The following is a 23139-nucleotide window of genomic DNA, read 5'->3' as shown; positions in this document are numbered from 1 at the left end:
TACAAGAAAACCGGCGAAAGCCGGTTTTTTGTTCTCCTGCAACGCTCCTGCAAACCGCAATTCGCCGACTTCCCGGTGATTTACCGATTGAGCGATGCCCGCAGAGCGCTGCTGCCGGATGCCCGCACGCCCTGCGTCGTGACGGCCTCCAAACGATCTAACCGATCCACCACCTGCGCGAGCAGAGCATTGCTCTGCTGCACCGCCGCCGTGGTCGAGGCCTGAGCTTGCTCCTGCCCCGTCGTCGGTGTGCCGCAGGCGATCTGTACGTTGATCGGGCTGTTGATCTGCATCGTTGCCTCGCTGCACCACGCGCGGCAAGGTAAGTGCACCCCGCTCAGGTTGCATCTCGATTGGCGATCTGGACATCTATCCAAGCCTCAATGTCGCTTTCGAGCCATACGACCACCATGCCACCCAGGCGAACCGGCGCAGAGAACGTTCCCCGCTCTATCCACTTGTAGATTGTGCTCTTGCGCAGGCTTGTCCGTTCCTCAACCTCTGCCCGCCGCAGTAGACGCTGCGGTCGTGCTCCGGTATCGGGTGAGCTATCCACCTGAGCCGGTGCCGGCTGGGGCTGGGCGCTCTCCTGCTTGGCGATCGCCGCCAGGGCAAGCGTTGTGAGGTCCTCGGTGAGGATGTCGACTATTTCACTGATGGCGAACTGCAAGCGGGTAGCACGATCGATGGTCATTTCTCTTCCGGTAGAGCGGTCCAAATGGCGGTCGCGGAGGTGTGGCCTGGCGCTGCGAAAGGCGGTGGAAGATTCTCTTCCGTTGCCGACCAGGCCTCCGCCGAAAGGATCCGGAGCCAGGGGCCCGAGTACAAGTCGAGCTATGCGCTTTCGGGTTCAGGGGAGAGAGTGCGAAGGCTGGACCTGATCTGCTGGCGACCCGCTCGAAGTCAGCACTGCCATCGGCAGGGGCGCAGGAAGGATCCTCGGTCGACCTACGCCGATTGACGATGTCGCCAGCTATTCCCGGGGCGGTACCGGTCACCTCCCGCCGGCGTGACGAACTGCGCAGAGACCGTTATCCCGTTGGATTACCTCACCCTCGCTCACTGGCTACATGGCTAGAATCGGTGCTTCATCCAGGTGAGGGCTGCTGCAATGTCTACGAAGGAATCTCTGCTGCTCGAAAAGACCTTCAATGATGCCGATGGCACCATGAGGCGCGTGTACTACACGCTCACCCAGCCCGATCACTTGAAGCCCATCGATCGATCATTGCCGGCGGCGCACGCCACTGCTAGCCGCACGGCGAAGCTGTTGTCCCTGTTGATCGAAAAGCTCGAAGAAGAGGGCAGGCTTACAGCGGATGAGCTGGACGAGATGCTGCTGAAAGCCGTGCTCTAGGAGATACCGCCCCCTACCGGCGCATAGCGTGGTGGGGGCAGTTCCTCCAAGGAATCAGGCGGCACCGGTGGCCTTCTGCCGGCACAAGAAACGGCCAGCGACTGTCGTTGTGTTGTAGACACTCTCCGGCTGGAGCGACGGAGCAGCGTTAGCCGCCGTTCTTCAGCAGCCAAAGCACTCCGTTGGGGCGCATCTGCTTGACCGCCCATTCGCCGGCCATTGCATTGAAACTGTCCCGGACCTGCTGCTCGGTAGGTTTGTTTCCGCCGGCATCCCGGTCGGAGCTGCTGCCCTCGCTATTGACCTCGAATTTCGAGTTGAAGGTTAGATTGAAACCGTCCGGCCCGGCGGCCAACGCCCTGGTACTGGGATCGATGCCCGGTGAGCCGCCACTTGCGTAGCCGGTCAAGCCGCGGCGCATGGCCTCGACAATTTCCACGCCACCAGCGCGCGCGACGTCCCGTTGGGACCACACCACCTCGCCCTTATGCACGACGCCGGCCGGCTCGTTCACCCCCCCATCGCCCGTGTAGCCGCCGGTGGAGTAGCCACCGCCCAGCTTCATGTTCTGGAACAGCTGGTTATTGATGCTGCTGGTGCCGAAGTTGCTCAGATTGTTGCCAAACCCACCGATCGAACCAGAACCGGTCCCGTTCCCGGTGTAAGTGCCACCTCCGCCCCCCCAAGCGCTGGCCACCGCGTTGACAATGCCCATGATTGCCTGGCGCGCTGCGATCCTTGCCAGGTCGGCCAGCACCGACTTCGTCAGGTCCGAGAAGCTGAGCTTCCCCGTGGTGGTGAACTTCACCCAGGCGTCTTCGAAGCCGCCAATGACGGTGCCAACCACATCACCCATCTGTTGGGCTACGTTGCTGGCCTGCTGCTGATAGTTCGCCCACGCCGCGCTCGCGCCAGACAGCCAGTCGCCCTCGGCCTGCCGCAGTTCGTCGTACCCGTCCTTGATCAGCTGCAGTCGGTCCAGCGTCTTGGCATGCAGCACCGCCTTCTCTTCATCGAACGTCACCTGATCGATCTGGTCGGCATTGCGCTGCAGGCTAAGCTCCCTGAGCTTTTCGGCCTCATCCGCCAGGGCGTCATTGATCCGCTGCTGGATTTCATACTCGCGGTCGCCCATCCCCACACGCTGCGCCTGGGTGGCCAATTGTCGCGCGAGCGCGTCGTTGCTGGCCTCGAGGGCGCTGGCGTAGGCCTTGACCGCATTTTCACGTGCCTTGGTAACCCCCTCTTCCTCTTTCTTGAGGATTTCCAATGCCGTCGCGCCTTCGATGCGTAGCTTGGCAAGTCGTGCTTCCAGCTCGCCGATCTGGCGATTAACGCCGATGGCATCCTTTCCGCTCACGGCCTGCTTCTGCAGGAACGAGATCTGCTGCTCCAGCGACTTCGCCTGGGCGTCAGTGCCCTTCTGCACCTGCTCCCGCATGCGGCTGTAGTACTCGGCAGCGGTGATTTCACGTGCTGCGAACTGAGCCCTGAGCAGCTGGGTGCCAGCCGTGATCTGTGCCTGTTCCTCGATCAGATCGTCCTTGTAGCCCTGCAGGCCGGCTGAGCGTGTTGCAGACCCGGTGCCGCCGCCGGCCTTCGGCTTCTTGGCATATTTCTTCTCGACCGCGGCTACGGCTGCAGCACGCCGCTCTTCGATCTTGTTCACCTCTTCTACCAAGCCAGCAGCCTCGGCCTGGCGGCGAACTTTCTCTGCCTCTATGGTGATCCTAGCGATCTCTGCTTTCTTCTTCTCCTCTTTGCTGGCCTGTGATTCGGCGATAGCGTCAGCTCGTTGGAGGTAGTCAAGGCTTGCATCTTCCGCCGCTTTCACCTCGGCGTCCTTTCGTTCCTTGATCAGGTCGGTGGCTATTTCGGTGATTTGCTTACTGCGAACTTTGATGCGCTGGGTGTACTGGAAAACCCATGCATCGCTCATCCCATCTGCAACACCCCGCTTCATTGTTGCGACGTCCTGAGCATTGGCTGCGACCAGCTGCTGCATTTGCAGCGCCTGCGGTCCCATGCCTGTGCTGGCCTGCATGGCTGACCAGGCCTTCGTAGCCTCCTTCCAAAGATCCTTGAATCCCTGGATTACAGGATTCTGGCTGGCACGGACCTTGGCCAGAGCCATCGCCGTCTCGTCTGAAGCCGCCCGGGTAATCACCGTCACCGCGTCCTGGTTGCGCCCCTGCTCCTGCAAAGCCCTTACCTGCTCGTACAGAGCGACGGTCATGAAGTTGACCTGCTCGTTGAGCTTCTGCGCTCCCTTGAGCGGGTCTTCCGCCAACTTCGCGTAGAGGGAGATGGTGTCTTCCATCGCCTGCCCGCTGACCTCCTTCATGGCCACGGCCGCGTTGGCGACGGCCTGCAGGTTTTGCGCCGCGATCTTGCCGTTCGCACCGACCGCTTGCGCTGCTTCCGCGCCTGCGCCTATGGAAACCTGCAGCGCGTCGCTGGTCTTCTGAGCCATCGAGACCAGTGTCAAGGTTGTCGCGGCTGCCTCATTGCGCGACAGCACGAGCGCCCTGGTATAGGCCTCAGCCTGCTTCTCTGCGTCGTACCAGGCGACCACCACCAACCCCACGGCTGCTGCCGCAACGGTGTACGGGTTGACCATGCCCAGCAGCGCCGACGAGACACCCTTCAAGGCCGGCTCTACACCACCGAAGCTGTCCTTGATCTGGCCACCCTGCTGCACCAGCACCGTGAAGAAGGGCATGCCGCCCTGCAGGCTGGTGAATATGTCGGTGAACTGTGCCGGCAGCTGGCGCATCGCCTGCGCGGTCTGGCCGGCCGAGATGCCCAGATCAGTGATGTTGTTCTTGGTCGGCAGCGGCCGGGTTGCCTCGCTGCGCACCTCACGTAGTTGGCGGGTGAGCGTACCCAGGCCTTGCCTGATGTCAGCCAGATCCGCACTGATGCGGACGCGTAGATTTGCAGATGGTTCAGCCATTGGTTGAGGTTCCTGATTTCGGCGATGGTTGGGTCTGGCCGCGCAGGGCGGCCAAGTACAGCTGCCAATCCGCCGGCGGCGCAGCCATGGCCGTCCGAGTGGCGACTGCAAGCTCCGCGATGCGATCGCGGTCGTCCCGAGCAGCTGCAGCCGTAAAGCCCCGCACTTGGGCCAGGGTGTAGGTCATCACGTCAGCACGAGAGTGCCCATGAGCGATCAGGTACTGGACGAGGTCGGCGAGTCCGTATTCGCGTCCACCTGTTGCTTGGCCTGCACCAGAAGTTGCCGCAGGCGATGGGCGAAAAAATCCCGGTTAAGCCCAACCACGGCATCCACCAGGTCGGCGATCTCGTCCAGGGTGGCGCCTGCGATCCATTCGGCATCGCGGCCCGTGGCCACAGCTAATGCGGCGGCGATCTCGGCCCCGTCCTGTTCGAGCAGGTCCAGCAGGATGGCGCCGACAGCAGCGCGCTCCGAGCCCTCAACCGCGCCAGCCATCATCGCCACCCGAGCGATCAGGGTGCGGATGGCCGTGATGAAGGGGCCGATCTGTTGCAGGCGCAACGGCGTGACGTGCAGCTGTTCCCCTCGGAATTCCAGGTTTCTGCTTGGTGGGGAAATGGTGTCAAGCTGGTTCATGTATGGCTCCAGTTATCGGATGGGACTGTGGTGAGCGGGGCCCAGTCACCGGCACGAGGTATGCGGATCCGCAAAGAGCCGGCCTGGGCTGCAGGTGTTGTTTGGGACACCGCCTGCTGGTCCCTCCCTTCTGGCTAGTCGGCCAGCAGCACGACAGGGTTTGCGTCCGCGCGGCGAGGGATGCTCTTTCCCTCGGCAGCCGCCTGGCGAATGAATGCTTCTTCCTGGTGCTCCAGGTCCAGCAGCTGGGCTTCCATCTCTTCGCGAGCGGCGTCATCGGCGACCGTCAGGCCTCTCTGATAGATCGCCTTGACTTCATCGTAGAGGCGGGCCCGGATGACGTCGGGGAAGAACTTGCAGGCATACCTGTGGCTGTCTTCCGGATACATCGATACGGGGTCACCGCCGCCAGAGGTGTGCGCGAACGCAAAGGGCTGGATTCTCACGCTCTCCGCCATTTTCTGGATATGCTGGTCAACGGCTGCGAGGGCCTCTGACTCAGGCCGCACGCCTTCGCGCATACCCTCGATATCCTCGGCCAGCTTGGATATCTGTGCGCGCAAGCGCGTCAGTTTGGGGGGGGCATCGATCATGGTCTTCTCCTGGTTAGCTGCTCAGGCCCCAATCGGCCAGCGTTTTCTGGAGGTGGGACTCGGCGGCTCGGAACGCCGAGACGTCGCCGCTGGTCCGCTCCGTTTCAGCGAGTGCGGCTTCCACGACGACGGCGACGGCATCGACCGCGGCCAAGTGACGTTGCAGCACCGCGAGCCTCCTCTCCCGGTGCTGATCGAGGGTCAATTTGCTCGCGGTACTCGAAAAACTACTGCTTCCGCCCTGGCGGACGCCGGCGTCGTAACCACGCATGGGAACGCTCTCGATGGCGGGTTGCGGGCCGCTGAAGCTTCCAGCTTCAACCCGCATCTGTTCTTCGATTTCCCGCCGATGGGCGCGAAGATCATTCCGGCGCTCGTTCAGTGCATCGCGTGCGGCTCTATGCAGATCGCTGCGGATCCGCAGTTGTTCCAGCTTGATAAGGGTTTGCGGGACATCGTGGATTTGATCGGCCACGGTTAGCTCCTGGGTGAGTTGGCGAATGCGGGCAGCCGTTCGGGCCTGGCCGCCAGCGCCCGCTGGAAGGCAGGCAGGCAGCGCAGCGCATCCGCGAGGAGCTCGGCCGGAGGGATGCCGGCTGCAGCCGCTGCGTCGCAGAGGGTGTCGCTGACAACTTGGGGGAGGTCGATCTCGATTCGAGGCATGGCGGCAGGCCGTGAGGACCGTTCCATTTCATCCCAAGCGGCCATGCCGAGCCGCCTCGGAATGCGTAGCAACGCGCACTTGCTGTTGGCGAATTGGGTAAAGCGCGCCTGTGCATCGCCTCAATCGATCGATGGTTGGGTATGCACAGGTCGCACGGGCAGGAAATGCGCCTTTTCCTCGGGGAAACGCCGCTTCCGGCGAGCCTGTGGTGGAGCATCCCTAGGGGCCGAAACACTGTCGTTTACCGGGGTCCGAATTCCCCCCGGTGGCTGTGGATAAGCCCAGGGGCCCCGCCCGTTCATCTTTCTGTGGATAACCTGTGAACATTCGTCAATTTCGTTCAGTTTCGCCTTCGCGCCCCGGCGTGAAACGCCACTCGTGAAACATCATGGCCGGCGGTCGATATTCGCGGGTGCCGGCTTGCCCTGCACCTGGTTGATGGCGTCGAACTGCGTTTCGTACTGCAGAAGGCAACGCTTACGGCCGTTGCTCACATCGAATACAGCAGACGGCGTCGTCTCCTTCACCCACTTGCACCGCTTACGCAGCTGGGCGTCGATCGGTACGTAGGTGGCCACCGGAACCGTGATGACGACAACCGGCGGCGGGTTCGGCTTGGTAGGTGCGGGCTGGCACGCGGCCAGCACCGAGACCGCCAGCAGGAGTGGAAACCTAATGGCGCGATCCTCCTGCCGAGAGTGATGGGTGATTCCAGGGCGCGATCCTCTTGCACGAACGCAGCGGCGATCTTCAGTACCAGGTCCACTGCCATGCACCACAGGTGCAACGCCGAGCAGGCGGCGCAACTGCTGCGCCAGTGCCATCGCCGGCGGCATCGGCAGCATGTCGCGTCGCGTCTGTGCTGTGGCGATCAGCGGCTAATGTCACGCCTGCATGTCACACCTGTCACGCGTGACATGCAGGTGTGACATTGCTTCACCATGGTCACCTGAGGGACGCTGCTAGCTGTTGGCGCTGGTGCTCGATAGCGATACCAGGCTTGGGCGAATGGAAGGCGATTCCATTCCTAAATCCGGAGATCCCCGGATTTAGCCTTCGTCCACGCAACAGACGCCGCTCGCTAGCGCAATCCTTCGCCCTGCTGTATCCAGGCGAGCACGTCGCCCAGGTAGTACCACGGTGTCTTCGCCGGCTGGTAGAAGCGTGGACCCTTGCCCTCCTGTCGCCACCGCCGTAGACGACTCGCCGGGCATGGAATGATTGATGCTGCGGTCTGCTCCGTAATGCGCCCATCGATCGTCACGTAGTGGCCCTCAGCCTCCAGGCGTTGGCGGACCTCCACAATGCAGGCCGGCGTGCCGGAACCAATGCTCGTGCTCTCGTCGCGACTGCTCACGTGTTCCTCCGAAGGTCTGCCACCGCGCGGCGCCTGTTGCCACGGTCACCGCCGATCAATGCCCTGATGGATCGATGGCAGCGCGCGCCGGTCGCGGGCTTTGATGCCCACCGGCTGCGGTGGTGGTGCACGTTGCTCACCCGCTGGTGATTCTCGCTGACACCGCACAGCGCGCGCCCTGGGTGAATTGCGCGCCGCAGTTGCTCGCCGTTCCACTGCGCTGCGTTCAGCCGCGCGCCCAACGTGTGGTCTGTTGCCCATGCCTGCGTTTTCAGCCGAGGCAGTGCGCTACCCGTAACAGCGCGGGTCGTGCGGTGAAGTGCCGACAGCGCGGAGAGCGTTACCGGCAAGAGCGGTGGAGCGACAGCGCCAAGCGTCCGCTGCGCTCCCGCTTGGTAGATATCTATAAGGGGGGCCCCTGAGGGGTGTAAAAAGCGGGCTATTTGCCTGCATTTGCACCCCTCAGGGGTGTTTATCATCTGGCTCATGCTGCTTTTGCACCCCTTAGGGGTGTTGGGTGGTCCCCTGAGGGGTGTTGAGAGTGCGATTCTGTTTGCACCCCTGAGGGGTGTTGAAGATGCGTTTTGCGCCAATCGTTGCGTGGTGGGCCCGCAGCGATCTCTAGGTTCTTGCCGGGGCAGCGATCAATACCTATCCAAGTGAGCGCGTACAGATGGCATTGCTTCTTGATCCCGTGCCGCGTCTGCACGATGAACCCTGCCTCTTCCAGCTGGCCCAGCAGATCCTTGCTCTTGCTCGCCGCGCAGACGCTGGCGGCCTCTACCATCGCTTTAGTAGCGCTCAGATCACCGTTGTTGCGGCCGTTGTACTGGGCGGCCAGAAACAGGAGCATCTTCATCGCCGCGCCGCTGAGCGCGAAGAAGCTCGGGTGCCTCATCATCGAGTGGGGCAGCCGAACGAATGTGTCGCTCGACTGCCTACCAGTGATCTTGCGGCGGTTCCTCTCAGCCGCCATTTGGCGTAACCACGTTGGTGACTGCGCACAGCCAGTCCGTTCCAGCGCGCGCCGCGCGCGTCATGATCCATTCGCGCACGCGGGCCTCAGACGGGTTGCCCCTGTGCTGCAGGGCGCAGTCGCCGCACAGCACGTAGGGCAGGGATGCCAGACCGAAATCCCGCTCTACCCGGCTGTACGTGCCGAATACCGGCAGCAGCGCTTTTCCGCAGCAATCGCACGCGATAGGTTCAATGGGTCGTGCCATTTCGCTCCCCCTGGCCAAACGCGTCGCGGTAGCGGCGCAAGTAGCGGTAGGCCGTGGCCTGGGACATCCCAAAACGATTCATCAGGTCGTTCGGTGTGGCCGGCGTGCGCCGGCTTTGCATCCACGACACGAAGACGAAGGCGAACTCAATGTTGCCCGCCAATGCGGGCTGCTGGTTCTGGAATGAAGGCCGGTTCATGATTCGATTCCCTCCGCTCGGATCATCTCCAGGTCGCGGCGGGCGCTCAGAGCGGCGTCGTGTCCCGAAGTTGGAACGATGGTGGTCAAATTACGGACAGCGTCGATGGATCGCCGGTAGCAGCCGCCTAGCGTGGTGGGTCTGCCGCGGCGCTGCATCTCATGGAACGCCGATCGCGCCAGGCATTCAGCAGCCCGACGGAGATCCTCTGGAATCCAGTTGCCCGATTGCGGAAACACGAGCAGTTGGCCAACCTTCTGCTGGCCGGCTTCGTCGGTGGATAACGCCGGCGTGTAACCGGCTTTGCGCCTACTGGCAAGGGAGTGCACCTTCACCTGGCGCCCCCCTTGCCGCCCCAGCAGCGGCCGGCGTTATCGCGGAGCTCGCCAATGGGAACATCCGCAGTATCAAGTAGCACGCGCATGGCAACGTACAGCCCTTCCTCGTGGCTATCCGTAAGGCCAGAGAAGGCGCAGAACGCTTCGGCGCCGTGATAGCGAATAGAGTTGTTGCGCTGAAAGTTCAGGGCCAAGAGGTCGTGGATCGCCCGGACACCCTGCAGCGCGCGGTCCACCCGCATCAAGCGGTTTTGAACCGACGGTGGGGCGCCCGATTCTAGCCAGTGCTCGTCCGACCAAACCATCCAATTGTGGGGCGCGTCAGATTTTTCTGAATGCGCGTCAGGGGTTTGCCCGATTGATTCGGGCGCTGGTTGCTGTACAGTCTTATTCATGGTCAGGTCGTTCCTTGGTAGGGTACGGACATGGCTTTCACGGCTCACTCCGGCTGCAACCGGGTGGGCCGTTTCACTTTCTACGGTCGCGGACATGGCCAGCCCTCAAGCGGCGGCGCCGCCTGACGCCTCCTTCTCGCGCGCCTCGATGAATTCGCGCAGCGCGCGGGTCGACACCATGCGCCGGCGACCGACTTTGAAGGTGCTGATCTGGCCGAGAGTGATGGCGCGATAGATGGCGTTCCGATTGAGGCCGGTGACTGCGCATGCCTCGTCCACGGTGTAACTGAGGCGCTCTCCCTGGGACTGTTTGGTTTGATGGGTCATTGCGGGGTTTTCCTACATGTAGTCGCGGGATGCCACTACGGTAGGTGCATACTGCATGTGCCACTATTTCAGTGTCAACCCCTTTGACTCTGTTTCAGTGGCATAATTTCCGTATGAGCCAGTCAGACCCAATCAAGAGCCAGCTCCGCATTCCGGCAACCCTGCATCAGCGCCTAGTCGACGCCACCGCAGAGACGGGGCGCTCAATGAACGCGGAGATCGTTCACAGGTTAGAGCGGTCGTTTGTGCCAGACCGGCCGAAGCTCACTGGCACGCTCGGACTGCGTGCTGAACTGGCCAAGCAAAGGGAAATCCACCAGGCAACGATTGAGATGCTGTCGCGATCCGTTGAGCTTCTTAACGTAATCAAGAGGGAAGGCCGGGACGCGCCGTATCCTGGCAAAGCTGACGGCAAGTCGGTTGATGAGGCCATCAAGCAGTCCGAGAGAACACAGAAGGTTTTTCAGGACGCGATTGATAGCGCTGAGCTCCTGCTTATGGAGCTAGCGGTCGCCTTAGCAAACGGAATTGAGGTCGACGTTGAAGCGTTCCGGGAGCGCGCGCTCAGTACCGGTGCCATTTATCCATAGCCTGACGAGGAGCCTGAACCTCGCAGGCTGCTGATGTTCCTTCAACGCTCAAACCTGAGCTTGCCCTGAGCAACGGGTTGAGCATCGCTCAGAGGAATTGCACCTGCGCCAGCTTGTCGCGCGCAGCGCCTTGCACCAGGTGCCCGTAGTGCTTCTCGATCATCGCCAGCGACGTGCCGGCGAGCTTGGCCACCGTCAGTAGGTCCATGCCTCCGACAATGGCATCGGTGATCCAGCAGTGGCGCAGCGTGTAGAGGGTCACACCTGCAGATAATCCAGCGCGCGCAGCGGCATCACGAACCAGCTCGCTCCAGTCGGTGGGCGTCCACACCTTCTTCCCGTCCTGGGTGAACAAGTGCGCCTTGGGCAGCTTCCCCTTGGCCAGCCGGTCGAACAGCTCAGTGGCAGCGGGGGAGAGCGGAATCTTGCGGTCGTGATCCTTGCTCCGGAACCTGACACTGGCCGTGCGGCCGTCATAGTCTGAGCGCAGGCACAGCGACGGGTCGCCCGGCCTGCAGCCCGTCAGCGCCACACACTCGATCAGGTCGCGCACTGGCCCCTCAGCGGCCTCCAGCAGCGCGCGGCGCTGCTCCCGCTCCAGGTACAGGCCCCGGCGCTGCCCGGCGTCCTTGAGCGGCTTCACGGCGTTCCACTCGAAGGCGAGGTCAGGGGAGACCTTGCGTCGGGCCACGGCGTGATTCAGTGCGGCCACCAGAGTCGTGCGGATGCGGTTGATGCTGGACCGCGCCAAGGGCTTCGCCACTGGTGGCCGGCCGCGCTTCACTGGCAGCGGCGGGAGGTCGCCTTTCTCCACGCGATCGCGCCAGGCCTCAATGTGATCCTGGTGGAGATCCTTGAGCCGCACCTTGCCCAGCTTGTCGCCATAGAGGCAGCGTTCAAACCGGCGCTTGGCGTCATCCGACGCAGTTTTGCGTCCGTCCTTCTCCAAGGCGGTCACGTAGTCGCGGCAGGCATCGGCCACCGTGAGTTCGCTCTTGGGCGTCACTACGGCCGCCGGCGCGCCGTGCTTGTCGATCTCGGCGGAGAGCCGGCGGGCGGCCTCGCGTGCACCCTCCAGCGTCGTGGCGGGGTAGTTGGCGAAGGCCTTCTCCTGGCCGCGGCCCCATACCATCGCCCACGACTTGGCGCCGGCGGCGGACACGCGAAGCACCAGGCCGGGCACCGTCGCGTCACGCAGGCGGTAGGCCCTGCCTGTGGCCTTCGCTGCGTCTACCGTTTTCCGCGTCAGCGCCTCTCTCGTTACTCTCGGCATCACGTTGCTCCTGCAAATCTCCTGCAAAAAGTAGTGTGCGGCCAAATCCATCGGGACGCAATGACACGGTCAATCAATGAGTTACGGGTCAAGCCCTTGTGCCGCAAGGTCCTAGGCTATCCTTCACACGGCAAGGGTCACAGGTTCGATCCCTGTACCGCCCACCATGTTGCAGAACGAAAAAAGCCTCCAGCGATGGGGGCTTTTTTGTTGCCTCGCATATCAGCGAGGCCTTGCGCCCGCCGGCTCCAGGGCATCACCCAGCCCATCCTGCGCAGCGCGCGCGATCTGGCGCGCGGCAACGATCAATCCGTCCCGATGGAGGTCACCGAGTTGATCCTGTGGATCGCCATCCAGTCGCGCACGCTCGGCGGCATGCAGGAGATCCAGTACGGCATTCAATGCGGCCAGTGAGCGGTCGAGTGAACCGAAGCCTGCGGCGCTGAGTGTCTGCGGGGTACACGCGCGCCCGGCCTGGTCATCACCGGTGCGGATGGCATTGAGGCAAGAAAGGAAGGTTGGTCGGGAGGGGGGGAGCTGTCGCTCTTCCAGAGCGCATTCGATTTCGCGTGCGAGGTCTGCGGGCACGTCGGCGGCGATATCGCCGATCAGGGCATGCAGGCGGGGATGGATGGCGGTGCGGTTGGTCATGGCGAAACCCTCACTGGCATAGGGCCACCTTCCGGAGCGAAGGTGGCGGACGGTGCGGGTTGGCGTACCGGGAACGAACACACCTACTTGAGAAACGCCCGGCGGATCTGTCGATCCCCACGCACCGGCCGCCATTGGGGGCAGTCGGTGCATTCTCTGGGCTGCGGTGAACTTCGCAACCGTGTAGGTGTGTTTGTTTATTCGAGACGCCAATCCCGGCCCGGGCCATCTGCCCCGGCGCGGCGATCATCAAGCCGGGTAGTCACATCGGTCTGTAAGGAAAGTTCTCAACTGTCCCTAGGCGCGCCAGACGTTTCCCGTTGTGTGCCGTCCAACACCTGCGAGTAGTGCCGCCCATCACTGATGGCGCATATCGCCGCCCCTTCCGACCGTGCACATGACGACTTCGGAGGCGTGCCGCCAAGGCAATCACGTCACCCCGCGCAGCAGAGGCGGGAACATGCCACGGATGGAAGCAGAGGGTTCCATCCATGCGCTGTCCCGCCGCCCCGGGCAGGCGTAGTCTCAGCCCGTTGCCGTGCCCATCCTCACTGGAGTGCCACCATGCCGCTTGCCCGTGTCGATCTTCGCAAAGGTAAATCCGCCGACTACCTGCAACGCGTCGGCGAAACCATCTACCAGGCCATGCGCGCGGTGGGTGTGCCGGAGAATGATCGTTTCCAGATCTTCCAGCAGCACGAGCCAGGCACGCTGATCTACGACCCCGGCTACCTGGGCGTGGACCGCACCGATGACTTCATCTGCATCCAGATCACCTGGAACGAAGGGCGCACGCTGGAGCAGAAAAAGGCGCTGTACGCCGGCATCGCCGATGGCCTGCACGCGGCAGTGGGCATCCGCCGCGAGGATGTGTTCATCAACCTGGTGGAAGTGAAGAAGGAGAACTGGTCGTTCGGGAATGGCCAGGCGCAGTACGTGAGTTGATGCGGGTGCGGTATCTGCGCCTGGCACGGTCCGGTCAGGCCATGCGCGGTGATGCCTGCTGTTGTGCCTGTTGTTCGTCCTGCGCCAGGCGGCTGGCGTCGCGGTATTGCTGCTGCACAGTGGCCTGCTGATACAGCGTATCCACGTCGCCCTGCTGGGTATCAAGCAGGGACAGGCGCTGGCGGTTGGCGGCCGGGTCCGGTGATGCGGTGTCGCCACTGCGATGGAGGAACACGTAGCCAGGTGCTTCGGCGGTGCTGTTTGAACTGAAGGCCACCTGCAACGTGTCTTTCTCGCTGAAGCCGGCCTGCACTGCTGCGCGTGTCAGATGGCCGGCCAGCTGTTCGTGTTCCTGCCCGGCGGGCAGCCCCTGCTGTTCGCCAGCCTGGGCGAGTGCGGTTCGCACGTTCTGGTCCAGGGCATGCAGGCTGTGCCCTGGTGTGCGTGCGTCCGCAGCCAGGCGCTCGCCCAAGGAGCCATTGATGCCATCGGTTTCGCTGAGCAGACGCTGCTTCAAGGTGCGCTCGGGCAGGGGATGGGTGGTGGTGCGATTGAGTTCGCTGTTGGGAAAGGGCGGCTCAATGCTGTCCACGCCATGGATGTTGCGCAGCGGGCGGTAACCGTCCTTGCCCTGTGACGGGATACCCAGCGGAATGCGTACATCAGGCAGCAACTGGCCGGCGGGACCGCCGATGCTGTTCATGTCCAGGCTGTGCTTGCGCTGGATGCCGGCATGATTCAATGCGCCCCAGGTGAAGTCCACGCAGTTATGGCGCACGTCGGCGTAGTGCTTGCTGAAGCCGTGCTTCACTGGGTCATCGCCGAATGCTCTGAGTTTGTTGTACTGGGCTTCGGTGATTTCCAGAGAACGCGTGTAATGCGGGTTCTTGTAGGTTTTTGCATCGTTGTCCACGATGTCGCCTGGTCCGTTCATGCTGCCGTGCTCGATCGGTGCAAAGCCGTAGCTCGCCGGATCTTTTCCCGGTGCTCGCAGGACGTAGAACATATGCCCCGGCCCGGATGTCTGCGCGGAACCATCCGGATTGCGCAGCGGTTGCTGCGTTACGGGGTCGAGAAGCGGTGTTCCCGGCGCCGCAATGACGATATCGACGACGTAGCGTGGCTTGTCCATGTGCGTGGTGATCCTCCTGGAGGGTGTACGAAGGCGTTGTGCTACTTGGCGAGCGGACGCGATTCGTGAATCAGTATCCTGGCGCTTGCGCCACGAAGTGGTGTGATGTATTCAACCGTGCTGATCTGAACCCGATAGCGGCTATGCGCCTGCAACGGCAGCAACGCGACATGCAACCGGTATGCGCCATCGCTGCCCCGTTGGGTCTGGGCATAGTTCAGCCCCGCGTCACGATGCCAGTCTGGCAGCGGCTGGCCAGACTGCGACTGTGCGATCTGGTAGGCGTCGGGGCTTGCCAGCGACTGCCAGGTGCCACCGGACCATTGCTGAAGTCCAACGCGCAAAGGAATGTGCAGGTCGCGCGGAGAGGCGGCATCTGGCGAGGGGGAGACATGCTGCAGATCCAGCTCCACCGCATACGTACGGTAGCTGGCAAAGTTGCGTGCCGTGGTTTCGAACTCGAACTGCACCTGCTGGCCGGGCGTGTCTACCGCGATCGGTTTCGAGAGTTCCAGCGGCTCCGGTGGCACAGGCGGTCCCTTGTCGGCGCAGGCGGCAAGCAGCAGCGTGGTCAGGCCGAGCAGGCTGGCATGCAACTGCTGTTTGATGCGGATTGTCATGCAGTTTCCTCTGGCTCCTTGCCGTAGCCCCTGAACCCTAGCGCTGGCGATGCGGGGCCTGCAAGCACCGGGACCGCGGTGCGGTGCATTCACACGTCGCCGCTGGAGGCGAGCCCCTGCGTCACCGTGTCGCAGGGGGTAAACCCTGAACGAGGTCCAAGGTTGGCTGCGGGCCCGTAGAATGGCCGGGTGCGTCAATCTGTCCTCCACCGCCGGTTCCAGGCCCTGGCATGGCTTGCCATGCTGCTGGTGCTGCTTGCCCCGCTGGTGAGCCGTTTCCTGGCACATGGCCACGTTGCGGCTGCCGCGCCAGTGGTAGCGATGGACCACGCAATGCACGCAGAGCACGCGCAGCATGCGATGGAAGGGCACCATGACCACCACGCGATGGCGATGCAGCACGGCGAGGCCGCGAAGAAGCCGCCTGCCGATCCCCACGCCGATCATGAAATGGGCGTGGATTGCGATTACTGCCTGATCGCCGCACGGCTGATCACCCTGCTGGTGGCGGCATTGCTGCTGCTGGCGCCGATGGCAGCAGTGTGCCGCGCGCTGCGCGGTGCGGTGCAGGCGCTGCCGCAGCGGATCAGCGGCACATTGGGAGCGCGTGGGCCGCCGGCCCTGATGGCCGTCTGAGCCCTGCGCGTGCGCCTTTGGATTGATTTTTCCGAGCTGCCAGGCATGGCCTGGCACTACTGCGTGCGCGCTTCCCGAACTCCCTGAGCTGCCCTGCCATTGCGGGGTGGCCTTGCATGCCGTGAAAAAATGAAAACGAACCCCAATCCCGCGCGCCTGCGCCGGGCGTCGCTGCCTGTCCTGTGCGCGCTGCTCCTGCATGCCGCGCCCCTGCTTGCCGCCGACGCGGCACCCCCGACCACGCTGGAGACCGTGCGCGTGGTCGATACCCGCAGCGGCGAACTGTCATCCACCGCCACTGCCGGCTCTGCGTTGGGCCTGAGCGTGCTGCAGACACCGGCCAGCCTGACGGTGATTTCGCGAGAGCAGCTGGAACAGCGTGGCGACACCCAGCTCAACGATGCGATCAGCCGTGCTGGTGCGATCAGTGCGATGCCGCACCCGGGCAACGGACTGAGCGCGCTCTCCAGTCGCGGCTTCACCGATGGTGCGTCGGTGATGCGGCTGTACGACGGGCTGCGCCAGTACGGTGGCGTGGGCATCACCTTCCCGTTCGACACGTGGTCCATCGAGCGCATCGAAGTGCTGCGCGGCCCGGCCTCGGTGATCCACGGTGACGGTGCGATTGGAGGCGTGATCAACATCGTGCCGAAGAAGCCCTCGCGCGGCGCGATCGAGAACGAGATCAGCGTGACCGTGGGCAGCGAGGACACCGCACGGCTGGGCTTCGGCAGTGGCGGCGCGCTGACACCAGCGTTGGCTTACCGGCTGGACGTAAGTGGCAACTACAGCGGCGGCTGGGTCGACCGTGGGCGCAACAGTGACGCGACCTTCTCCGGTGCGTTGCTGTGGCAGCCACGCTCGGACCTGCAGTTGACCCTCACCCATGCGCAGGGTTACCAGCAGCCGATGCGCTACTTCGGCACGCCACTGGTCGAGGGCCGCCAGCTGGACGCACTGCGCCACCGCAACTACAACGTGGACGACAGCGAGATCCGCTTCCGCGACCGCTGGACCCAGCTCGATGCGCTGTGGACGCCGACCGCGAACGTGGAATGGCGCACGCGCCTCTACCAGATCGACAGCCAGCGCGACTGGCGCAATGCCGAGGCCTATGTCTACAACCCCCGTACCGGGTTGGTCGACCGCTCGGGCAACACCCAGATCACCCACAACCAGGACCAGAGCGGGTTGACCTCGACGCTGCGCGTGCAAGGAAATGTAGGCGGCCTGGCCAACAACTTTGCCGTGGGCCTGGATGCCAACCGTGCGCATTTCAAGCACACCAACAACACCTATGCCGGCAGCTCGGGCCCGGTCGATCCGTTCGATCCGGTGCCGGGCCAGTTCGTCAGCGACGCGCCGAACCTGCCGCGCTACCGTAACCGTGCCGAGCAATACGCGCTGTTCGTGGAAGACCGGTTGGCGCTGAGCGAGCGCTGGTCGGTACTGGGTGGGCTGCGCCACGATCGCGCGCGTATCGACCGCACCGATCTGATCAGCGGCCAGAATGCATTCTCGAAGACCTACAGCAGCACCGGCTGGCGTGCGGGTACGGTGTTCGCGCTGCGCCCGACGCTGAGCCTGTATGCGCAGTATTCGCAGGCGGCCGATCCGGTCAGTGGCCTGCTGATGATCAGTCCGGCCAATGGTGCATTCGATCTGGCCAAGGGGCGGCAGGTCGAAGTGGGCCTGAAGCAGGCCTTCGACGGTGGCGAGTGGACGCTGGCCGCGTATCGCATCCGCAAGACCGGCCTGCTCAGCCGTGATCCGCTGGTGCCCGATCGCCGGGTACAGGTGGGTGCGCAGACCTCCAGGGGCATCGAGGCGTCGCTGAACTGGGCTTTTGCGCCGCAGTGGTCGCTCGATGCCAACGCGACGGTGCTGAAGGCCGAATTCGAGGACTTCCTGGAAACCAGCGGTTCACCGGCGGTGCTGGTCTCGCGCGATGGCAACGTGCCGCCGAACGTGGCCGAGCGCCTGGCCAATGTGTGGCTGAGCTGGCAGTTCCTTCCCGATTGGAATGCGGCCGCAGGCGTGCGTTATGTCGGCAAGCGCTACGCCGATACTGCCAACACCCTGGAGCTGCCCGGCTACAGCACCACCGACCTGGCGCTGACCTGGCAGGCGGCACCGCGCACGCGGCTGTCGGCGCGGCTGTTCAATGTGTTCGACAAGGCGTACTACGCCACCGCGTACTACACCAGTACGCAATGGCTGCTGGGGCCGGATCGGCGCGTCGAGTTCACCGTCGACCATCGGTTCTGAGGGGGGCTGGCCATGTCGTTGCGATCCACCGCCAGGCGTTGGACCTATCTGGTGCATCGATGGCTGGGCATCGGCGGATGCCTGCTGATGCTGCTGTGGTTTGTCAGCGGCATGGTGATGTTGTTCATCGGCTATCCGAAGCTGACACCCGGGGAGCGGCTGGCGGCGTTGCCGGTGCTGGAGGACGCAGGCGGTTGGCGGGGACTGTCGGCGTTGCCGGCGGCACTGCAGGACGAACCGGAAACCGTGGCACTGACCACGCTGCGGGGTGAGCCGGCCTATGTGGTGCGCAGTGGCAGCAACGTGGGCGCCTGGTCGGCATGGACCGGCCAGGCCCTGCTGCCGGTGTCGGCGCAGCGCGCCGAGGCGTCGGCGGCGCAGTTTGCCGGCGGCCAGGCCTTCGTGGGCGCGACGCGCGTGGATGAGGACCGCTGGACGCATTCGCGCGCGCTGGACGCGCATCGGCCGCTGTACCGGGTGGAGGTGGGGGGCACGCAGCCGGGTGACCTGTATGTGTCTTCGCACACTGGCGAAGTGGTGCTGGACGCGCCACATGTGCAGCAGCGCTGGAACTATGTGGGCGCTTGGCTGCACTGGCTGTACTTCCTGCGCATGCAGTCGGTGGACCCGGTGTGGACGTGGCTGGTGATCGTCTTGTCCGCACTGTGCACGCTGGCGGCGGTCAGCGGCATCGTGGTGGGGGTGTGGCGCTGGCGTTTCCGTGGGCACTATCGTTCCGGTGCGAAGACGCCGTACGTCGAGCCGTGGATGCGCTGGCACCATCTGATCGGGTTGCTGGCTGCGGCCTTCGTGTTTACGTGGATCTTCAGCGGCCTGATGTCGATGAATCCATTGGGCGTCTTCAACAGCACGCGTGAAGCGATCGATGGTGGGCGCTACCGTGGCGGCGCGGTGGCGGTGGACGTTGCGCTGGGTGAGCCGGCGAGGCTTCTGGCCGTGGCCGACGCTGATGGCTTCCGGCCGGTGGAAATCCAGTGGCGACGGATCGGTGGCGAGCTGTTCGCGGTGCTGCTGGATGGGAAGGGCGGCACCCGCATCGTGTCCGGCACCCATGGGCACCTGCAGGTTGCGCGGCTGCTGCCGGCCGCGTGGCTGCAGCAGAAAGCGCGCGCGCTGTCCGAGGCGCCCATGCACGGTTTCGTGGTCCGGCATGCAGCGGATGCCTACTTCTATCCGCGTGCGCCGGAGGCCATGAATGGTGCGGCGGTACGCCGCTTCCCGGTGGCGGTGGTGGACTTTGGCGATGCCGAGGCGACGCGCGTCTACCTTGACCTGGCTACTGGCGATCCGTTGCTGACGATGGGGCATCGCGAGCGGGTGGGGCGCTGGTTGTTCTACTTCCTGCACAGCTGGGACCTGCCGGCGATGCTGCGCCAGGAAGGTGTCCGGCTGGGTGTGTTGCTGCTGCTGAGCGCTGCTGGCACAGCGCTGTGTGCGACGGCCACGGTGATCGGCTATCGGCGGTTGCGGATGAAGCTGCGGCGTCGACGGCGCTGATTCACCGGGCTAGACGCGCAGCCAACGCGTGGACACTGCAACCAGCAACAGGGCCACGGCCACGCCGATGAACGCGGCGATCAGGCCGAAATGATTGGCGGCGAAGCCAATCAGCGCTGGCCCGGCGAGGATGCCGGCAAAGCCCAGCGTGGATACCGCGGTGATCGCCAATGCGCCGGGCATGCGGGTCTGGTGGCCGGCCAGCGAGAACAGCGCCGGTGCGATGTTGGCGCAGCCGAGGCCGACCAGCACATAGCCGATCAGCGATGCCTGCCACGGCGTGACCAGGGTCAGCACCAGCACGCCAGCGGCGGCGAGCAGGGCACCGAACACGATCGCGCGCTGGCGGCCCGCGCGCGCCACCAGTGCATCGCCGAACAGGCGCGCGACGGTCATGGTCAAGGTGAAGGTTACATAGCCAACACCGGCGAGGCTGGCATCGACACGACGCACGTCGCTGAGGAACACCGCGCTCCAGTCCAGCATCGCGCCTTCGCCGAGGAAGGCGACGAACGCCAGTACGCCGATGAACAGCACGATGCCATGAGGCATGGCCAGCATCGGTGTGTCATGTGGCATGCGTTCGCTGTGCCAGTACGACGCCGACGCCAGCATCACCAGCAGCATGGCGCCGACGCCGATCAGCACGGATGCCAGCGGAGACAGCTGCACGGAGAGCAGCACGGTCATTGTCGCCGCGCCGAGGAAGCCGCCGATGCTGAAGAAGGCATGGAAGCCGGACATCATCACCCGCCGTGCTTCACGCTCGACGATGACGGCCTGCACGTTCATGGTGCAGTCCATCGCGCCCACGGCGGCACCGAACACGAACAGCACCAGCCCCAGTGTCCAGGCCGAACCGGCCAGGGCCAGGCCGGGCACGGTCAGGCAGATCAGCAGGCTGCTGGCCACCATCACCCGGCGGCAGCCCAGGCGTGCGGCCAGCACGCCGGACAATGGCATCGCCAGCAGCGAACCGGCACCGAGGCAGAGCAGCACCAGGCCCAATGTGGCGTCGTTGATCTCCGTGCGCGCCTTGGCAAACGGCACCAGTGTGGCCCACAGCGCGGTGGCGAAACCGGGAATGAAGAACGCAGCGCGGGTCGCGTGCTGTTCGGCACGCGCGCGGTTGGCAAGGGACATGAGCGGTACGGTCAGGGAGGGGTGGGGTGCACCGCGATACCGGCGGCGCGGAAGCGTGCCGCCAATGCCGGCGGTGCCGTGGTGGTCAGCACCAGGTCGTCGATCTCGTCGAGGCTGGCGATCTGCCAGTTGCCACGGGCACCGAGCTTTTCGGTGGTGGCGGCGACGATGACACGGCTGCTGCAGGCCACCATCGCGCGCTTCAGAGTGGCTTCTTCCGCATCCATCGCCCACACGCCGGTGTCGCCGTCCACCGCGCAGGGGCCTGGCAGGTACACGTCGGCCCGCAGGCGCTGCACCTGGGCCAGTGCTTCGGCGCCGACCGCACCGCCACCGCTGGCCAGGCGGCCGCCGATCAGTTGCACCGAGGTGCCTTCAAGCACGCTGGCGGCCGTGGCGATCTGCGGTGCGTTGGTGATCACCGTCAAGCCGAGGGCGGCAGGCAACTGCTGGGCGATGGCCAGGTTGGTCGACCCGGCATCGAGCAGTACCACCTGGCCCGGTTGCAGCAGCGCGCAGACGCGTGCGGCCAGTTCGGCCTTGTCGCCGCGGTCGCGGGTCAGGCGCTCGCGCAGCGGGCGTTCCTTGGGGGGCGGCAGCACGGCGCCGCCGTAGACGCGCTGGCACAGGCCCTGCGCGGCCAGCTCGCGCAGGTCGCGGCGGATCGAATCTTCGGAGACGGCATAGCGGCGTGCCAGTTCGGCGGCCACCACGCGGCCCTGCTGGCGCAGTTCCTCAAGGATCTGCAGGGTGCGTTGGGCGGGGAGGGGGCTGGGGTCGGAGCTCATGCCGCAAGTCTGCACGTTCGTGCATGAACGTGCAACAGTGTGCATGAATGTGAATCCGACCCGGGCGCAGGCAGGGCGGCTGGACTGCCGGTGAATCCGACCGCCGCCGCGTCTATGGCTCGTCCTCGCGGCCCGGCATCATGGCGGGGCACCTGGCATGGAATCCCCGATGTCCCCCACCGTTCACCGCAGGCTGCGCATCGGCGCGGACCAGTACACCGGCCAGAAAGTGGTCGACCAGCAGTTCCACGAATGTGATTTTTCCGGCGCCGACCTGACCGCCACCGAGTTCATCAACTGCAGCTTCTACGATGCCGACAGCCGCGCCGGTTGCCGCTTCAACGGGGCCACGCTGAAGGAAGCCAGCTTCCGCAGCTGCGACATCAGCATGTGCCACTTCAATTTCATCAAGGCACTGGGCCTGGAGATCAGCGAATGCCGCGCGCAGGGCGCGGATTTCAGCAACGCCAGCTTCATGAACCAGATCACGACGCGCAGCTGGTTCTGCAGTGCCTTCATCAAGAAGTCGAACCTGCGTTATGCCAATTTCTCTCGGGTGACGTTGGAAAAGTGCGAACTGTGGGAGAACCGCTGGGACGGTGCGAATGTGAGCGGCGCCAGCTTCGCCGGCTCGGACTTGTCCGGTGGCCAGTTCGAGGGGATCGACTGGAACAGCGCCAACTTCACCGACTGCAATCTGACCCGCTCGGAGCTGGGCGAGCTGGACCTGCGCAGTACCAACCTGCGCGGCGCCACGCTGGATGTGCAGCAGGTGGCGCTGCTGATGCAGCGTATTGGCATCACGGTGGTGCCGTAGGCATCACCCGGCGTAGGCCACCCAGCCCTTGAAGCTGAAGCCTGCATAGAACAGCTCCACGCCGTCGAAACCGGCCTCCTGCAGCAGCGCGACCTCCTGCTCGGGGGCCAGCAGCGGCAACCGCTCGGCAATGGCCTCGATCGCGCGCTGCGCGTCGGCGCGGGCAACGCCGGAGGCTTCGGCAAACGCCGCGTAGCGCTGCAGCCAGCGCAGCTTGCCGGCCGGATCCTGCGGCACGCTGTGGTGGGCCACCACCAGCGGCGCGCCGGGCTGCAGGCGCCTGTGCAGTTCGCGCAGCGTGTGCAGGCGTTGCGCGGCATCGAGAAAGTGCAGGGTCAACAGGCAGCTGGCACCGTCGAAGCGCACGTCCGGCGCATCGTCGATGTAGCCTTCCAGCAGCTGCACGCGTGACGTCAGCGGGCCCAGTGTCTGCTCGGCCAGGGCCAGCATCGGCGCAGCCGGGTCCACGCCCAGCAACTGCCAGCCCGGCTGCGCCTCGGCGAAGGCCTTCAGTTCCAGCCCGCCTCCGGCGCCCAGCACCAGCACGCGGCCCTGGGCGGGTACGTGTTCGGCCAGCAGCAGCTGGCTCATCTGCTGCAGCGCGAGGAAGCCGGGCACCTGGCGCAGCGGCGCTTCGGCATAGCGGGCCACCGCCTGCGGGTCGGAGAACGTGGACATGCGCGGATTCCTGCGGCGGGGGACATACCACT

The 23139-nt window shown here is 64.4% G+C and carries 28 protein-coding genes; 7 read left to right on the top strand and 21 right to left on the bottom strand.

Features of this window, described 5'->3' with window-relative positions:
- Positions 1 to 80: 80 nt before the first annotated feature.
- Both B9Y64_RS03010 and B9Y64_RS03005 read right to left on the bottom strand, forming a co-directional pair.
- On the bottom strand, positions 81 to 293 hold the full coding sequence (locus B9Y64_RS03010; protein WP_100439448.1) for a hypothetical protein: 213 nt from the start codon (positions 291 to 293) through the stop codon (positions 81 to 83).
- A gap of 44 nt (positions 294 to 337) precedes the next feature.
- The gene (locus B9Y64_RS03005; protein WP_100439447.1) at positions 338 to 694 is read right to left on the bottom strand and encodes a helix-turn-helix transcriptional regulator; all 357 of its coding nucleotides are present in this window, start codon (positions 692 to 694) and stop codon (positions 338 to 340) included.
- 417 nt (positions 695 to 1111) lie between these two features.
- Between B9Y64_RS03005 and B9Y64_RS03000 the strand changes: the two genes are divergently transcribed.
- A complete protein-coding gene (locus B9Y64_RS03000; RefSeq protein WP_100439446.1) occupies positions 1112 to 1357 on the top strand; it encodes a hypothetical protein in 246 nt (81 codons plus the stop codon).
- Between the two features lie 148 nt (positions 1358 to 1505).
- Here the strand turns inward: B9Y64_RS03000 and B9Y64_RS02995 are convergent, their stop codons facing one another.
- The 12 genes from B9Y64_RS02995 to B9Y64_RS02940 form a co-directional block, all read right to left on the bottom strand.
- A complete protein-coding gene (locus tag B9Y64_RS02995; protein ID WP_100439445.1) occupies positions 1506 to 4313 on the bottom strand; it encodes a phage tail length tape measure family protein in 2808 nt (935 codons plus the stop codon).
- Positions 4314 to 4529: 216 nt separating this feature from the next.
- Positions 4530 to 4952: a hypothetical protein gene (locus B9Y64_RS02985; RefSeq protein WP_100439443.1), complete on the bottom strand. Its 423-nt coding sequence runs from the start codon at positions 4950 to 4952 to the stop codon at positions 4530 to 4532.
- Positions 4953 to 5086: 134 nt separating this feature from the next.
- Positions 5087 to 5545 carry a hypothetical protein gene (locus B9Y64_RS02980; RefSeq protein ID WP_100439442.1) on the bottom strand — a complete coding sequence of 153 codons (459 nt, stop codon included), beginning with the start codon at positions 5543 to 5545 and terminating at the stop codon, positions 5087 to 5089.
- A gap of 13 nt (positions 5546 to 5558) precedes the next feature.
- Complete coding sequence (locus B9Y64_RS02975) at positions 5559 to 6020, bottom strand: hypothetical protein (RefSeq protein WP_157804477.1); 462 nt, start codon at positions 6018 to 6020, stop codon at positions 5559 to 5561.
- A 575-nt stretch (positions 6021 to 6595) separates the two neighbouring features.
- On the bottom strand, positions 6596 to 7054 hold the full coding sequence (locus B9Y64_RS02965; RefSeq protein ID WP_238379831.1) for a hypothetical protein: 459 nt from the start codon (positions 7052 to 7054) through the stop codon (positions 6596 to 6598).
- A gap of 236 nt (positions 7055 to 7290) precedes the next feature.
- Positions 7291 to 7566 (bottom strand): hypothetical protein, encoded by a 276-nt coding sequence (locus B9Y64_RS02960; protein ID WP_100439439.1) that lies wholly within the window; start codon positions 7564 to 7566, stop codon positions 7291 to 7293.
- Between the two features lie 484 nt (positions 7567 to 8050).
- Entirely contained in the window at positions 8051 to 8425 is a 375-nt protein-coding gene (locus B9Y64_RS02955; RefSeq protein ID WP_157804476.1) for a hypothetical protein, read from the bottom strand.
- Positions 8426 to 8531: 106 nt separating this feature from the next.
- On the bottom strand, positions 8532 to 8789 hold the full coding sequence (locus tag B9Y64_RS21875) for a hypothetical protein (RefSeq protein ID WP_157804475.1): 258 nt from the start codon (positions 8787 to 8789) through the stop codon (positions 8532 to 8534).
- A complete protein-coding gene (locus B9Y64_RS02950) occupies positions 8773 to 8988 on the bottom strand; it encodes a hypothetical protein (RefSeq protein WP_100439437.1) in 216 nt (71 codons plus the stop codon). Before B9Y64_RS02950 ends, B9Y64_RS21875 begins: the two co-directional genes overlap by 17 nt.
- Complete coding sequence (locus tag B9Y64_RS21870; protein WP_157804474.1) at positions 8985 to 9323, bottom strand: hypothetical protein; 339 nt, start codon at positions 9321 to 9323, stop codon at positions 8985 to 8987. Before B9Y64_RS21870 ends, B9Y64_RS02950 begins: the two co-directional genes overlap by 4 nt.
- Entirely contained in the window at positions 9320 to 9721 is a 402-nt protein-coding gene (locus tag B9Y64_RS21865) for a hypothetical protein (RefSeq protein ID WP_157804473.1), read from the bottom strand. The genes B9Y64_RS21870 and B9Y64_RS21865 overlap by 4 nt, the downstream gene beginning before the upstream one ends.
- 105 nt (positions 9722 to 9826) lie before the next feature.
- Complete coding sequence (locus tag B9Y64_RS02940; protein WP_100439435.1) at positions 9827 to 10048, bottom strand: helix-turn-helix domain-containing protein; 222 nt, start codon at positions 10046 to 10048, stop codon at positions 9827 to 9829.
- Between the two features lie 113 nt (positions 10049 to 10161).
- On the opposite strand from B9Y64_RS02940, the gene B9Y64_RS02935 reads away from it, so the two are divergent.
- Complete coding sequence (locus B9Y64_RS02935) at positions 10162 to 10638, top strand: Arc family DNA-binding protein (protein WP_100439434.1); 477 nt, start codon at positions 10162 to 10164, stop codon at positions 10636 to 10638.
- 88 nt (positions 10639 to 10726) lie between these two features.
- Here B9Y64_RS02935 and B9Y64_RS02930 read toward each other — a convergent pair whose 3' ends face one another.
- Positions 10727 to 11962 (bottom strand): integrase family protein, encoded by a 1236-nt coding sequence (locus B9Y64_RS02930; protein WP_100439433.1) that lies wholly within the window; start codon positions 11960 to 11962, stop codon positions 10727 to 10729.
- A 171-nt stretch (positions 11963 to 12133) separates the two neighbouring features.
- Positions 12134 to 12562, bottom strand: coding sequence for a hypothetical protein (locus tag B9Y64_RS02925; protein ID WP_100439432.1), 429 nt, complete (start codon positions 12560 to 12562; stop codon positions 12134 to 12136).
- Between the two features lie 564 nt (positions 12563 to 13126).
- On the opposite strand from B9Y64_RS02925, the gene B9Y64_RS02920 reads away from it, so the two are divergent.
- Complete coding sequence (locus B9Y64_RS02920) at positions 13127 to 13507, top strand: tautomerase family protein (RefSeq protein ID WP_100439431.1); 381 nt, start codon at positions 13127 to 13129, stop codon at positions 13505 to 13507.
- A 34-nt stretch (positions 13508 to 13541) separates the two neighbouring features.
- Here B9Y64_RS02920 and B9Y64_RS02915 read toward each other — a convergent pair whose 3' ends face one another.
- Together B9Y64_RS02915 and B9Y64_RS02910 are read right to left on the bottom strand one after the other, a co-directional pair.
- Entirely contained in the window at positions 13542 to 14441 is a 900-nt protein-coding gene (locus B9Y64_RS02915) for an XVIPCD domain-containing protein (protein WP_406753912.1), read from the bottom strand.
- Between the two features lie 239 nt (positions 14442 to 14680).
- Complete coding sequence (locus B9Y64_RS02910) at positions 14681 to 15259, bottom strand: hypothetical protein (RefSeq protein ID WP_100439429.1); 579 nt, start codon at positions 15257 to 15259, stop codon at positions 14681 to 14683.
- A 240-nt stretch (positions 15260 to 15499) separates the two neighbouring features.
- Here B9Y64_RS02910 and B9Y64_RS02905 point away from each other — a divergent pair, with 240 nt between their 5' ends.
- The 3 genes from B9Y64_RS02905 to B9Y64_RS02895 all read left to right on the top strand — a co-directional run bounded on the left by B9Y64_RS02905 (position 15500) and on the right by B9Y64_RS02895 (position 19681).
- Positions 15500 to 15895: a DUF2946 family protein gene (locus B9Y64_RS02905; protein WP_100439428.1), complete on the top strand. Its 396-nt coding sequence runs from the start codon at positions 15500 to 15502 to the stop codon at positions 15893 to 15895.
- A 129-nt stretch (positions 15896 to 16024) separates the two neighbouring features.
- Positions 16025 to 18163: a TonB-dependent receptor gene (locus B9Y64_RS02900; protein ID WP_100439427.1), complete on the top strand. Its 2139-nt coding sequence runs from the start codon at positions 16025 to 16027 to the stop codon at positions 18161 to 18163.
- Positions 18164 to 18175: 12 nt separating this feature from the next.
- The gene (locus B9Y64_RS02895; RefSeq protein ID WP_100439426.1) at positions 18176 to 19681 is read left to right on the top strand and encodes a PepSY-associated TM helix domain-containing protein; all 1506 of its coding nucleotides are present in this window, start codon (positions 18176 to 18178) and stop codon (positions 19679 to 19681) included.
- A 9-nt stretch (positions 19682 to 19690) separates the two neighbouring features.
- On the opposite strand, the gene B9Y64_RS02890 is transcribed toward B9Y64_RS02895, so the two are convergent.
- Both B9Y64_RS02890 and B9Y64_RS02885 read right to left on the bottom strand, forming a co-directional pair.
- On the bottom strand, positions 19691 to 20824 hold the full coding sequence (locus B9Y64_RS02890) for an MFS transporter (protein WP_100439425.1): 1134 nt from the start codon (positions 20822 to 20824) through the stop codon (positions 19691 to 19693).
- Positions 20825 to 20835: 11 nt separating this feature from the next.
- On the bottom strand, positions 20836 to 21612 hold the full coding sequence (locus B9Y64_RS02885) for a DeoR/GlpR family DNA-binding transcription regulator (protein ID WP_100439424.1): 777 nt from the start codon (positions 21610 to 21612) through the stop codon (positions 20836 to 20838).
- Between the two features lie 169 nt (positions 21613 to 21781).
- Between B9Y64_RS02885 and smqnr the strand changes: the two genes are divergently transcribed.
- A complete protein-coding gene (gene smqnr, locus B9Y64_RS02880; RefSeq protein WP_100439423.1) occupies positions 21782 to 22429 on the top strand; it encodes a SmQnr family pentapeptide repeat protein in 648 nt (215 codons plus the stop codon).
- A 3-nt stretch (positions 22430 to 22432) separates the two neighbouring features.
- On the opposite strand, the gene B9Y64_RS02875 is transcribed toward smqnr, so the two are convergent.
- Positions 22433 to 23107 (bottom strand): class I SAM-dependent methyltransferase, encoded by a 675-nt coding sequence (locus tag B9Y64_RS02875; protein ID WP_100439422.1) that lies wholly within the window; start codon positions 23105 to 23107, stop codon positions 22433 to 22435.
- Positions 23108 to 23139: the final 32 nt, after the last annotated feature.

Source organism: Stenotrophomonas maltophilia (assembly GCF_002799245.1).
GTDB lineage: Bacteria > Pseudomonadota > Gammaproteobacteria > Xanthomonadales > Xanthomonadaceae > Stenotrophomonas > Stenotrophomonas maltophilia_S.
This window is presented reverse-complemented; position numbering and strand designations above follow the sequence as displayed.